11 protein-coding genes are annotated in these 13,535 nt (G+C 49.3%); 3 read left to right on the plus strand and 8 right to left on the minus strand.

Features of this window, described 5'->3' with window-relative positions:
* Positions 1-3: 3 nt before the first annotated feature.
* From B5F77_RS02095 to B5F77_RS02110, 4 genes are all read right to left on the minus strand, one after another.
* Positions 4-1,119 (minus strand): efflux RND transporter periplasmic adaptor subunit, encoded by a 1,116-nt coding sequence (locus tag B5F77_RS02095; protein WP_087326940.1) that lies wholly within the window; start codon positions 1,117-1,119, stop codon positions 4-6.
* A gap of 242 nt (positions 1,120-1,361) precedes the next feature.
* Positions 1,362-2,624 carry an ABC transporter permease gene (locus B5F77_RS02100; RefSeq protein WP_087326943.1) on the minus strand — a complete coding sequence of 421 codons (1,263 nt, stop codon included), beginning with the start codon at positions 2,622-2,624 and terminating at the stop codon, positions 1,362-1,364.
* A gap of 18 nt (positions 2,625-2,642) precedes the next feature.
* The gene (locus B5F77_RS02105) at positions 2,643-3,905 is read right to left on the minus strand and encodes an ABC transporter permease (protein WP_087326946.1); all 1,263 of its coding nucleotides are present in this window, start codon (positions 3,903-3,905) and stop codon (positions 2,643-2,645) included.
* Positions 3,906-3,932: 27 nt separating this feature from the next.
* Positions 3,933-4,604 (minus strand): ABC transporter ATP-binding protein, encoded by a 672-nt coding sequence (locus B5F77_RS02110; protein ID WP_087326949.1) that lies wholly within the window; start codon positions 4,602-4,604, stop codon positions 3,933-3,935.
* Between the two features lie 431 nt (positions 4,605-5,035).
* Here B5F77_RS02110 and B5F77_RS02115 point away from each other — a divergent pair, with 431 nt between their 5' ends.
* Genes B5F77_RS02115 through meaB form a run of 3 tightly spaced genes read left to right on the plus strand, consistent with a single transcriptional unit; the run spans position 5,036 to position 7,664 of the window.
* Positions 5,036-5,422 carry a DUF1573 domain-containing protein gene (locus B5F77_RS02115; RefSeq protein WP_087326952.1) on the plus strand — a complete coding sequence of 129 codons (387 nt, stop codon included), beginning with the start codon at positions 5,036-5,038 and terminating at the stop codon, positions 5,420-5,422.
* A 25-nt stretch (positions 5,423-5,447) separates the two neighbouring features.
* On the plus strand, positions 5,448-6,560 hold the full coding sequence (locus tag B5F77_RS02120; RefSeq protein WP_087326954.1) for a DUF1573 domain-containing protein: 1,113 nt from the start codon (positions 5,448-5,450) through the stop codon (positions 6,558-6,560).
* A gap of 12 nt (positions 6,561-6,572) precedes the next feature.
* Positions 6,573-7,664 carry a methylmalonyl Co-A mutase-associated GTPase MeaB gene (meaB, locus tag B5F77_RS02125; protein ID WP_087326957.1) on the plus strand — a complete coding sequence of 364 codons (1,092 nt, stop codon included), beginning with the start codon at positions 6,573-6,575 and terminating at the stop codon, positions 7,662-7,664.
* Positions 7,665-7,969: 305 nt separating this feature from the next.
* Here meaB and hisS read toward each other — a convergent pair whose 3' ends face one another.
* The 4 genes from hisS to mnmA are packed head-to-tail and all read right to left on the minus strand — an operon-like array spanning position 7,970 to position 13,266.
* Positions 7,970-9,328 (minus strand): histidine--tRNA ligase, encoded by a 1,359-nt coding sequence (hisS, locus tag B5F77_RS02135; RefSeq protein ID WP_087326963.1) that lies wholly within the window; start codon positions 9,326-9,328, stop codon positions 7,970-7,972.
* Between the two features lie 46 nt (positions 9,329-9,374).
* The gene (locus B5F77_RS02140; protein WP_087326966.1) at positions 9,375-10,892 is read right to left on the minus strand and encodes an arylsulfatase; all 1,518 of its coding nucleotides are present in this window, start codon (positions 10,890-10,892) and stop codon (positions 9,375-9,377) included.
* A 24-nt stretch (positions 10,893-10,916) separates the two neighbouring features.
* The gene (locus B5F77_RS02145; RefSeq protein WP_140392794.1) at positions 10,917-12,179 is read right to left on the minus strand and encodes a glycoside hydrolase family protein; all 1,263 of its coding nucleotides are present in this window, start codon (positions 12,177-12,179) and stop codon (positions 10,917-10,919) included.
* A gap of 7 nt (positions 12,180-12,186) precedes the next feature.
* Complete coding sequence (gene mnmA, locus B5F77_RS02150) at positions 12,187-13,266, minus strand: tRNA 2-thiouridine(34) synthase MnmA (RefSeq protein ID WP_087326971.1); 1,080 nt, start codon at positions 13,264-13,266, stop codon at positions 12,187-12,189.
* Positions 13,267-13,535: the final 269 nt, after the last annotated feature.

Below are 13,535 nucleotides of genomic sequence, written 5' to 3' on the forward strand. Positions count from 1 at the left end.
GGTTTATTGATTGGTTATGGCCGCTCCGCGCAGGGAGTCGTCGGTAGTAAGTCCTCCTTTTACCTCGATGTTAATGCCATCCGAGAGTCCGATTTCAATCGGGTGTTTCTCGAATATTTGTTCCGGCTTCTCCTGTTTCAAGAGATAAACGAAGGTCGAATCGCCTTGAAACTCGACAGTACTTTCGGGAATTGTCAGCACGCTGTCGGCGCGTTCCAAGATAATCTCGGCATTTGCGCTATAGCCTGCCCGGATAAAGGCATCTTCCGGCACTTGGAGCGCGGCTTTGATTTCGAATTGGATGGCACCGTTTTCTTCCACACCCTTCGGCGCGACGTATTCCAAGTGTGCGTCGAGTTTGCGGCTTTCCATCGCGCCGATGGTGAGGATGATGGGCATCCCCTCGTGGATGCGCCCGATTTCGGTTTCATCTACGTTGCCTTTGAATATCATATCATTCATGTCGGCCACGGTCGCGATGGTCGTGCCATCGTTGAAGTTGTTCGCTTGGATGACGGAGTTACCCACCTTCACGGGCACATCCAGAATCATGCCATCGATGGTGCTGCGAATCTGTGTGGTACTTGTCACGTTCGAGTTCTTCGCAATACCGTCTCGCACGATTTCCAACTCGCTTTGCGCCGTGTTGCGCTCCTCTACGGCCTTATCGTAATTGGCTTGGCTCGTCTCGAACTCTTCCCGCGCGATGACGCCCTGTTCATACAGCTCCTTGTCGCGTTTATACACCTCTTCTACTTGTCGGAGCGAGATTTCGGCCACATTCACCCGTGATTCGGCGCTGTTGAGCTGCACCATTTCCGGGATGACTTTGATGGTAGCGATAATTTCGCCTGCCTTCACCATCTGCCCCGCCTCTTTTTTTATCTCGGCGATAATGCCGGAGATTTGCGGCTTAATTTCTACCTCATAACGCGGTTCGACGTTGCCCGTCGCCACGGCTTTCGTTTCGATGGTACCCTTCTGCGGTTTCACCACTTCGTAAACCGTCACTACGGGTTGCGCCTTCTTCCAGAGGAAATAAAATGTCCCGACGACTGCCGCTGCAATGATAGTCAACAGCGTCGTCCGCATGATTTTTTTGATAACTCTGTTTTTCATATCCTTATTCTATTTAATTATTATTCCTTTTATGCCGGATTCTATCCTGAATCCTTATATATTTACCATTTCAATACGGAGATGGTAAAGAAATCGAATATCCTTACCATCTTCATACGGTAATGGTAAGGAGACGGGATATATTTACCGTTCCCGTGCTAAAATAGTAAGGAAATGGGATATATTTACCATTTCCGTACGGAATTGATAAATAATTCCACCTATTCCGATCGATTCCATTCCTATTCATCCCGCAACGCATCAATCGCCTTTATTTGCATCGCCCGCCAAGCCGGAATCAACCCCGCCAACAGTCCGCTGAAGAGGAGGACAAGGGTGGCAGCCACGGCGATTTGTATGTTCACGCTGGGGTCTTTCATGATGATGTTGTCACTCGGAATCGCCAAGAGCAGGCGATTGGCGAGGTCGAGCAGGAAGACGCCGCAGCTCAGTCCGAGGAGCCCCGCCATCGCCGTAAGCATCAGGCTCTCGCTCATGACTTGCGAAATGATATCGAACGGCTTCGCCCCCAACGCGCGCCGCACGCCAATTTCTTTTGTCCGCTCCTTGACCGTCACCATCATGATATTGCTCACGCCGATGATGCCCGCCAGCAACGTCCCCATCCCGACAATCCAAACAAGAATATCGATACCGAGGAAGAGGTTGAGGAACGTCCCGAACATCTCCGCGAAGTTGAGGACCATAAGGGCCTGCGGGTCGTCGGGCGCAATCTGGTTCTGCTGGAAAACGATTTGCTTGGATTGCGCGATGATAGCGTTCACGTCGTATCCCGGATACACGCTGGCCGCGAGGATATCAATCTTGTCGCCTCGGTGCATACTCTGTTGCAACGTGCTGAAGGGGATGAACACGCTTTCATCGGCGCGACCGTTGATGCTGATGTTCGACGACTTCGCCCGCGTGACGCCTACCACCTGGTAGTAAAGCCCGTTCACCCGGATATATTTCCCACACGGATTGCCGTTCTGGAAGAGCGCCTTGTTTACATCCTCGCCAATCGTGCAGACCTTCCGCCTTTCGCGCTCGTCTATCTGATTCAGTAAGCGGCCGAAGAGGAGGTCTTGCGTTTCAATCTCGAAATAGGCCGGCGCGACGCCCTTCACATGATAGGTGCCGCTCTTTCGGCCATAGACCACGTTTTTATCTCCGCTTGCGCCGAAAATCAGGGGCGTAATCTGGTCGATACCCTCCACTTCGCGTTGGATGCTCGCCACGTCTCGGTTCCGCAAATCCCAGCTGCGTCCTTTATTGAAACCTTTGTAAGGAAGGCTCGTACGGTCGGTGAAAAAGAAAAAGGAGTTGGTAGCGAACCCTTCCGTTTCGCCCAATACCGCGTTCTTCAGGCCCGTCCCCGAACCTAAGAGGATAATCAACATCAAGATGCCCCAGAAGACCCCGAAGCAGGTCAGGAGGCTGCGCACCTTATTGCGGGTAATCGTGACCCATATCTCAATCCATCTGTCTCTGTCGAATAGTAACATGTGCTTATATTTTAGGACTTATTCTGTTCTCATGGCTTCAATCGCACTGATGCTAACGGCTTTTCGGGCCGGGAAATACCCCGCGAGGACACCTGCCGCCACAATCAGCACCGTAGACGCTAAGGCAATGCTGAGGTTCACGGTCGGATTGAGGAAGACTGTGCCGCCTTGACCTGCATTTTGCCCGACGCCAGCTGCCTCCATGCCGCTATTGATTAATTCCGTCAGCCCAATGCCTGACAACATGCCCACATAGCCAAAGGCAGCCGTGACCAGGATAGACTCGGTAATGACCAACCGCAAAATAGACGCGGGTTTGGCGCCAATGGCCTTGCGGATGCCAAATTCTTTCGTCCGCTCGCAAACCGTAATCAGCATGATGTTGCTGACACCCACGATACCTGCGACGAGCGTCCCGATACCCACGACCCAGATAAAGAGCGTGATGCCGTTCATGACGTTGTTCATCATGCGGAAACTCTCGGCCGTGTTCCAAAAGCCGATGGCATTCGTATCGGTCGGGTCGAATCGGTGGAGACGTGCCATGACGGCTCGGAAATGGGTCTCGAATTGTTTGTTTGCCTCTTCGCTTACTACCCCTTTCAATGTGAACGAAAAACTACTGAACCCATATCCTTTATTATATAAGGAACGAGCCGTAGTGAAGGGAATGTATGCCGGAGCATTGTTGTCCTTGTTGTCGTCGTTGTAAATGCCGATGACTTGCCACATCAATCCGCCTGCTTTCACATATTGGCCTAACGCATGGCCATTCGGAAACAATACTTCCGCCATGCGAGGACTGAGTACAATGACTTTCCGCTCGCCATGCATATCCAATTCGTTGAGGAAACGCCCGTTTCGCGACTCTACATTGACGTAATTGATTTTCGCATGGTCTGGAAAGACGCCCTGCATTTGTCCGCTCAGGTATTCGGTACCGACGTAGAGCGTGTCGTTGTGCCAGACGTTGGCCGACATAAGGTCTATTTCTGGAAACAGCTCCTGCAAGATAGGCAAGTCCGTCTCTTTAAAGCGGATTTCACGTCCGGATTGCATTCCTTTCCAAGGTTTGTTCGTATAGCCATTCCAGACTTGGACTTTGTTCATCGACATATTTCGGAAGTTGTACATCACGCCGTTACGTAATCCGTTGCCCGCCGCCAATAGTACAATCAACATAAAAATACCCCACGCGACGGAAAAACCCGTCAAGAATGTCCGTAATTTATTCTGACGGATAGTACTCCATATTTCCCGGAAATTATCAAAGTCGAACATACTGTATTCTTTTTGTATGCATATAATTTATTTTTTCTCGATACTGGCAATCAATCCGTCTTTTAAGCGGATAATACGGTCGGTCGCATCCGCTACGGATTGTTCGTGGGTGACGATGACCATGGTCATTCCTTCGCGATTGACTCTTCGGAGCAACTCCATCACTTCTACTGTAGTTTTACTATCCAATGCCCCGGTCGGTTCATCGGCTAGGATAATCTGCGGATGTGCAATCAAAGCACGAGCAATGGCGACGCGTTGCTTCTGTCCTCCAGACATTTCATTCGGCATGTGCTCTGCCCAATCTTTCAAGCCAACCATATCCAAATACTCTAAAGCCATTGCGTTTCGTTTCTTTCGGTTAATACCTTGGTAATAGAGGGGTAGCGCGACATTCTCTACGGCATTTTTGAATGATATCAGATTGAACGACTGGAATACAAAACCAATCATACGGTTTCGGAGTTCGGCGGCAGCACTTTCGCTTAGGTCTTTAACCAATTGACCGTTCAAATGATAAGAGCCTGTATCATACGTATCCAATACACCTAAGATATTTAATAATGTAGATTTGCCCGAACCGGAAGCACCCATAATCGAAACCATTTCTCCTTTTTCGATGTCCAAATCGATACCTTTTAGTACGTGGAGCGGTGCTCCGTTATAATACGTTTTGTTGAGATTCCGAAGTTCAATCATCTGCTTATTGTTTTTTAAAATTAAAACGGTGCAAATATATGTACAATTCTATATACCTTGTATCGCATAGTATTTGTAATTATGAAAGATTAACAGAAGAAGGAAAAGGGACCTTGCCAAAACTTTCCCTCAAGGCGAGGAAAACTTTCATATCCGCCTATTATTTTTTAGAATATCGACGATATTTGTACAAATATCGTCGATATTTATGTATCTTTAGCCTAAAGATACATATCTTCAACCTAAAGATATAGATTTTCTCGGGTGTTTTATGTTTTTTCATCCGGGGCGTTCTTTGAAGTGTCGAAGAGAAAAAGAAAGGGTAAAAAGGACTATTTCGAAAAAGGTACGAAAAAAAGCAGAAGAAGCGCAATGGCTTTGCGTCATTATCGCTATATTTGTGCATTATTTATCAAAAACAGAGAGAAAAGATGAAACGTATTATTTTTATGCTGGCCGTACTGATGCTCTCGATTGGCTTTGCGGCAGCGCAACAAAAACAGGCAGTTATTTCGGCAAAAGAAACATCGTATGACTTTGGAACCATTCAAGAGGCGGATGGGAAAGTATCTCATACCTTCCTGATTGATAATACAGGGAATGGTCCTTTAGTGATTACCCGCGTGATTGCTTCGTGTGGTTGTACGACACCGGAATGGACGAAAGAACCGATTGCCCCTGGGAAAAGCGGCGAGGTAAAGATTACATACAATCCGGCCAATCGCCCGGGTGCGTTTGTTAAGACCATCTCTTTATATAGTAACGGAAAGAAGGGAAGTTTTATCCTGACAATAAAAGGCAAAGTAGTGGGTAAATGATGGATAGAAGAAAGGAAACGGGGTTATGCGTAGGTTCGGTTGGCAAATAGGAATGGTTTGCTTTTGCTGGCTCTTGGCCGTGTATGCGGGAGCACAAGGCAAAGCGCAGATAGGCGTGGATAAGCAAGTGTTTAATTTTGGCACGATTGAAGAGGCGAAAGGATTGGCGAGTCATGTCTTTCAGATAGAGAATACGGGCGATGCGCCGCTGGTCATTTCGCGCGTGACGGCTTCGTGTGGTTGCACAAGACCGGAATGGACGAAAGAACCGATTGCTCCTGGAAAAGCGGGAAACCTGAAAGTGACTTATAATCCCAAAGGACGCCCGGGTCCTTTCTATAAAACGATAACTATTTATAGTAACGCTGGAAAGCCTCGCTATAATGTGGCAATCAAAGGAAACGTGACGCCCAAGCCGGCGGCTCCGGTCTTTACCTATCCGTATGCCATAGGCAATCTGAAGTTGCATACCAAAACGGTATTATACAATAATTTGAGGCAAAGCGAGACATTGGGTGAGAAGATAAGCATCAAGAATGATGGGAAGACTTCAATAGCGGTAGAGATAGGCAAGATGCCTCATTTCCTGACCGCCGACGTGCGTCCTGCCTCTTTGAAGCCGGGCGAAGTGGGGGAGATTACGTTTTTGATGGACGGACATGCGCTGAAGCATAAAGGTCGCTATCGGATGAAAGTGCCGCTCGTGGTAAAGGCCGTGGGCGAGGAGAGCGTGGAGGAGGAAATCTTTGTAGCCGCCAATGTGATAGACGATTTCAGCAAGTGGAGCGCAAAAGACAAGGCTAAGGGTCCGGTTATCCATATTTCCGGTACCTTGCTCGACTTTGGCGAAGTACCTTCAAAGAGGAGCGTCATCCCGTTTATTGGAAATAAGTTGACGGGTACGGTCGATATTACCAACCAGGGAAAGGATGATTTGGTTATCTATAGCTTTACGTCCGATGATGAACGCATCTCCATCAACCGAGGAAAGAAGACCATAAAGCCAGGCGAGACCACGACGTATAAAGTCTCCATCCGTCCCAAGGATGTGAAAGTCCGCTTGGAAGCGTTAGTGAATATCATTAGTAATGACCCCAATGGGCCGGTTCGCCTCCTGAAGGTCACGGCTCATAAATAAAACAAGACATGTATGGAACATCCTGAGAATAGTGAAGAATACAAAGGATTGAAAGTCAATAAAGGCATCACCGAAGCCCCTACCGTCAATCCGTACAGGACGAAGCGAATCCGCCGGCGAGAATATAGCGTGGCGGAATTTGTCGAAGGCATTCTGAAGGGTAACATTACCATCCTGAGCCAAGCGGTGACGCTCGTCGAAAGCGCGCGCCATGAGCATCAGGCCATCGCGCAAGAGATTATCGAGAAGTGCCTTCCTTTCGCAGGGCGTTCGATGCGCATTGGCATCACGGGCGTTCCGGGCGCGGGGAAAAGTACCTCGATTGATGTCTTTGGTGTGCATCTCATCAAGCAGGGGCATAAGCTCGCCGTGCTGGCCATCGACCCGAGCAGCGAGCGTTCGAAGGGCAGTATCTTGGGCGACAAGACCCGCATGGAAACGCTTTCGCACGAGAAGGATGCCTTTATCCGTCCTTCGCCCTCGGCCGGTTCGCTGGGGGGGGTGGCCCGGAAGACGCGCGAGACGATTATCCTCTGCGAGGCGGCCGGGTTTGATACGGTGTTTGTGGAGACCGTCGGTGTGGGGCAGAGCGAGACGGCTGTTCATTCGATGGTCGATTTCTTCCTCCTTATCCAATTGGCGGGCACAGGCGATGAGCTCCAGGGCATTAAGCGGGGTATCATGGAAATGGCAGACGGTATCGTTATCAACAAGGCAGACGGCGACAATGTGGAGAAAGCGAAGCTTGCCGCTGCGCAGTTCCGCAATGCCCTGCACCTCTTCCCGCCTGCCGAGTCGGGTTGGTTCCCGAAAGTCCTTACTTATTCGGGCTATTATAATATAGGTATAAAGGAAATTTGGGATATGATAGACGAGTATATGGCCTTCACGCGCAAGAACGGTTACTTCGAATACAAGCGGCGCAAGCAGGCGAAGTATTGGATGTATGAGAGTATCCACGACACGCTCCGTGATACGTTCTATACGAATCCGGCCGTCCAGTCCCAGTTAGGGGCGACCGAGCAGCAGGTGCTGAACAACGAGATTACGCCCTTTATGGCCGCCAAGCGCATGATGGATCTTTTCTTGACGCATATCCACTAACTTTCTTTCTTACTTATGCCTGACCGGTCAGGCACGCTTCCGGAGCAGTCGCGGCACAAGAACGACCGGTCAGGCACGCCTCCGGAGCAGTCGCGGCGCGAGAACGACCGGTCAGGCACGCTTCCGGAGCAGTCGCGGCACAAGAACGACCGGTCAGGCACGCTTCCGGAGCGGTCGCGGCGCGAGAACGACCGGTCAGGCATGCCTCCGGAGCAGTCGCGGCACAAGAACGACCGGTCAGGCACGCTTCTGGAGCAGTCGTGGCACAAGAATGACCGGTCAGGCACGCTTCCGGAGCGCTCTTTTCAGGCGAACGACTGAATGAGCTCGTCGAGCGTCACCATCTTTTGTTCGCCTGTCAGCATATTCTTGAGGTTGATTTTGCCTTCCGCCATTTCCGTTTCGCCCACGATGGCCACGAACGGGATTTTCTTGGTGTCGGCATAGCCCATTTGCTTCTTCATCTTGGCCGCTTCAGGGTAAAGCTCGGTACGGATGCCGGCCGCGCGGACTTGCGCCACCAAGGGCAGGAGATACGCCTCTTCCGTCGCACCGAAATTGACGAACAGAAGCTGCGTGGTCTGCAACGCGTCTTTCGGATAAAGCTCCAATTGGTTCAATACGTCGAAGATACGGTCTGCGCCGAAAGAGATGCCGACGCCCGAAACGCCCTCCATGCCGAACACGCCCGTCAGGTTGTCGTATCGCCCGCCGCCCGTGATGCTACCGATTTGCACGTCGAGCGCCTTCACTTCGAAGATGGCACCGGTATAGTAGTTCAGTCCGCGCGCCAAGGTTAAATCAATCTCCAACTCCGCGTGTAGCGTCAGCTTTTCTACGCGGTCGAGGATAAATTCCAACTCCTCGATGCCCTTCCGGCCGACCTCCGATTGTGCCAGAATTTCCCGCAACGAAGCCAACTTCTCGCGGTTCGTGCCGCTCAGGAGGATGACGGGTTGGAGCCGGGCGATAGCCTCTTCCGAAAGCCCCTTGTCGCGCAGTTCGGCGTTTACATTCTCCAAGCCAATCTTGTCCAGCTTGTCGATGGCTACTGTAATATCCACGATTTTATCCGACGCGCCCAGTATCTCGGCAATGCCCGACAGAATCTTGCGGTTGTTCATCTTGATGCAGACACGGATGCCGAAGCGGCGGAACACCTCATCCATGATTTGAATCAGTTCCACTTCGTTAATCAGCGAATTGGAACCCACCACGTCGCCATCGCACTGGTAAAACTCGCGGTAACGTCCCTTCTGCGGACGGTCGGCGCGCCAAACGGGCTGAATCTGATAGCGTTTGAAAGGAAATGAAATTTCGTTCCGATGCTGCACCACGAAACGGGCGAACGGGACGGTCAAGTCGTAACGCAAGCCCTTCTCGCACGCTTTATTGGCGAACTTCACCGGGTTCATCTCCTTCAGTTCCTCTTCAGAGATACCCGCAAAGCAATCACCGGAGTTCAGAATCTTAAACAGGAGCTTGTCGCCCTCCTCGCCATACTTGCCCATGAGCGTGGACAGGTTCTCCATCGCTGGCGTCTCTATCTGTTGGAAACCATACAGATGGTACACCTCGCGGATGGTATTGAATATGTAATTACGCTTCGCCATCTCTTCCGGCGAAAAGTCTCTGGTACCTTTGGGTATTGACGGTTTTTGCATTGTATGCTTCTAATTTATGTTGTTATTATTTATGTAGTTATACTCATTATCGACGACTTTTGCCCGACGTAACATAATGTTCAAGCAGCCGTCTCATTTTTTCTACTTGTTTTGGATAATTCGCTGCCACGTTGTTTTGTTCGGTTGGGTCTTCCTTCAGATTATACAATTGTTCTGCCGGACGGTTTGCCGCATCCTTTTCCGAGAGTGACCATCCGCCCGAACCGTGCGCTTTGAGGTAAACCCAATCTCCTTGACGAAGTGCAAAATAGCCGTCGATGGAATGGTGGATTGTTGCTTCACGTAAAGGGGAGGAATAGGGTTCACCTGTCAACACTTTCCAAAAACTATAGCTATCTTCTCCCGCATCGTCAGGTAAAGGTTGGCCTACCATTTCGGCACAGGTAGCCATCAGGTCGGTTGTACAGATAACTTCATCACAGATTTTCCCTTCCTTTATCTGCTTTGGCCAATATACAATGAACGGGACGCGATGCCCACCTTCCCATAAATCGGATTTCTGTCCGGAAAAAAGCCCGTTAGCACGATGTCCAGTATCTTCTATGTCTTTTTGGCTCCAACTGGAACCATTATCACTGGTAAAGATAAGAATTGTATTCTCCAGTTGCCCGCTCTTTTCGAGCGCCTGTCGGATTTGTCGCACGACATCGTCTACCATGCAAACGAAATCTCCGTAAACACCTGCTTCCGATTTGCCTTCAAAGCTGCTCGATGGTAACCAGGGTGTATGCGGCGCTGTGATTGGGAAGTAAAGAAAGAAGGGTTTATTGCCTTGGGCTGCTGAAGTAATATAGTCGACAGCCTTTTGGGTGAAATGTGGCAAACACGCAGCGTGTTCAAAATTATCTGCTTTATCGCCATGACGATACCACATTCCGTGTGCACGGTCGTCATGCCAATCGGGGACATGGGTATTTACCGGACTGTTTACCCGTCCGTTTTCTATATATACGTAAGGTGCAATATCCAAAGAGGCCGGAAGAATATAGCTGTAATCAAAGCCATGCTCAGATGGTCCTCCATGTACCACTTCGGCATAATTAATGTTTCGGGTATCTTGAATATCCCATTCGTTTCCGGTAAAAAGCGGTTTGGTGGTATCGATACGTGCCCAATCAAGACCCAAATGCCATTTCCCGATGCAGGCAGTCGTGTAACCATTTTTTCGAAGTAGGGAGGCGACTGTTTCGCGTCCGGATTCGATTAAAGAGGGTGAATGCCCTACCAATACGCCGCTCTTCAAACGTGAACGGAAAGCATATCGACCCGTTAAAATACCATAGCGAGTCGGTGTACTAACGGCAGCGTTTGAATGCGCATCCGTAAATTGTATGCCAGATGCAGCCAAACTATCAAGGGCCGGTGTCGGTATCTTACTGGAAGAATTGTAGGCATGGATATCTCCATATCCTAAATCATCAGCTAAAATATAAACGATGTTGGGATACCTATTTTCTTGCTCCTCGGAAGAGCTCTTTTGCCCGCTACAAGAAAGTAGGAATAGGAAAACCGAACCGGCGGTCCATGTCAATGTCGTTTTCATCTGTGTCCCTTCTTATTTTTATTGTTATTCTTCATTACCTGTTTGCTTTATCTTTTTCAGCGGAATCTGTACATTGAAGGAACTCCCGTCGCTTTTAGCATTCAAATCTTTGATTGAACAAGCGGCATACAAAACTAACGGGTCGCCATTATCGTTTAAAAGCAATTGCGGGCGTTCCAGTCTGTCTACTTTTATCGTATCGCCAGTGCGGAGTATAAGCTCTTTTTTCATGAAGAGGGAATGCTTAGGCAATTCCCAATGAATACCATCTTTCGAGTACATAATAGCCAAGCAAGGTTCCGCATGGGTAAAATGTCCGGTAAAGTCTTTGAAGATGGCATAAAACAATTTCTCTTTCTGATTATACCAGACATAAGGATCTTCTGCTGAAAGCTTTTGCCCGTCGGACGAGGGCAAGTCGAAGACCGGAATATCTAATGGGACGAATGGCCCCTCGGGTGAATCGCTCAGGGCTACACCGTGGATTCCCCGCCAATAGGGGTCATATATATTTCCTTTGAAATAGAGCAGGTATTTGCCGTCCGATGGACGATACACTACCGACGGATTGACCACAATGATATTATCCGGCTTGGGCTGTGTCCCCAGAGGCGAAGGATTTACGATATCATCCGGTTTCACGCGCGTTCGAGGGGACAACAAAGGTGTTTGACTCCTTTTGAATATACCTTTCCGCAAATCATCGAATGTATCAAACGAGATGACGCCGATGCAAAGCATTTGCTGGATGCGGCTTCGTTTATCCAACCGCCCGCCATCTTTGGCTTGGATGGGCAGGTGGGTGGCCTCTCTTCCTCCTACATAATAGAGATAATATTTCCCATTGAAACGTCGAAGATGTGGATTCATTACGGTTTGCGCATCCCAGGCGGAAGTATCCGGAGCAAAACCATCTTCGTTTAAGAAGAAACCCAATTGGCGGAAACCTCCATCCGGACGGTCAGAAACGGCCAATCCCAACTTCGAACCATAGACCCATGCTTGGTTGAACGGATATTCCCCTTTTCCTTCGGGCGCTGAATATACCATATAATATTTCCCGTCTTCTTCTGATTGTAAAACAGACGCTCCCCATACGAAATGACCTTCGACTTGGAAAGCCGAAAAACCTTTTCCTATCGGGCTATCTTCCGCTTGGCAGATTTCCATGTCGACCGGCAATGCCTCGTATTGGCTGTTCGGAATCTCTTCCGCTTGGCAATTCATCCAGAAAAACGCCAGGCCAACCATTGTACCGATTATGTAAAGTACAGACTTACGCTTCATCGTGTATTTAGTTTCCTTCGTCTCCTATAATCATTCCGCTTCCCAGGCAAAGATGGTGGTCTTTATCGTATACCACGCCGTATTGTCCTGGCGCGATACCCTGTATTTTCTCATCTGATTCGATACGGTAGACGTCCCCGATGCGGCGGATGTAACCATGCGTGAACTCGGGGGTGTGGCGGATTTTAAAGGTAATCTCCTTCGCATCGTCAAACTCGCCCCACGGATCTTCGGTAATGAAGTCGAATCCGTGCATGTTAATGACTTTGCCGTATTGCGTTTCCGGGTCGTATCCGTTTGATACATAGATAATGTTGCGACGGATGTCTTTTTGGATGACAAACCACGGACCTCCACTTAATCCCAAGCCTTTCCGTTGGCCGATGGTGTGAAACCAATAGCCATTGTGTTTGCCCAGTACTTTGCCTGTCTCCAGCTCGATAATCTTTCCCGGACGTTTTCCCAAGTAACGTTCGATAAAATCATTATAATTGATTTTGCCCAAGAAGCAGATGCCTTGGCTGTCCTTTCGTTTCGCGCTCGGGAGTTTCTGCGCTTCGGCGATGGCACGCACCTCGCTCTTCATCAGGTGCCCGATGGGGAACATCAGTTTCTGGATTTGCAAGCGGGTAATCTGCCCCAGGAAGTCGGTCTGGTCTTTTACCGGGTCTTTGGCGGTCGAGAGCCACACTTTCCCATCGATTTCAGTCGTGGTGGCATAATGGCCCGTGGCAATCTTGTCAAAATCCTTGCCCCATTTATCTTCGAAGCAACCGAACTTGATATATTTATTGCACATCATATCCGGGTTCGGTGTCAAACCACGCTTAACGGAATCAATCGTATAGCTGACCACTTTCTCCCAATACTCGTCGTGCAGCGATACTTGCTCGAAGCGGCACCCATATTTCTTGGCGATATACGATGTGATTTCAATATCCTCTTCCGCCGGGCAGTCGATATAGCCATCCTTGTCTTCCATTCCGATGCGGATGTAGAAAATAGTAGGGTCGTAGCCCGCTTCTTTTAACAGGTGGACCACGACAGAGCTATCTACGCCTCCCGATACTAATGCTGCGATTTCCATATGCGTTCAATCCTATATTTTTAAATGCCTGCAAAGATACGGATTTATACGCAATCTTCCGCGCAAAATGAGAAACAAGTTGGAAAGAGGGCACGGCTCTTTCCTTTAAATTGGCTACCGCAGGTCGAAGCGAGGCCTGCAGCCACAAACGTTTCGAAATACGATTTGAAAAGAGGAGCTATAAAAACTATCTGAAAAGCTCCCCTGCTTTGATAGGGGAGTTCCCCGAAGGGGTGAGGGGTTGGTTTTCTTTTTGTGTGTATGAACCC

It is taken from the genome of Parabacteroides sp. An277, assembly GCF_002159645.1.
GTDB lineage: Bacteria > Bacteroidota > Bacteroidia > Bacteroidales > Tannerellaceae > Parabacteroides.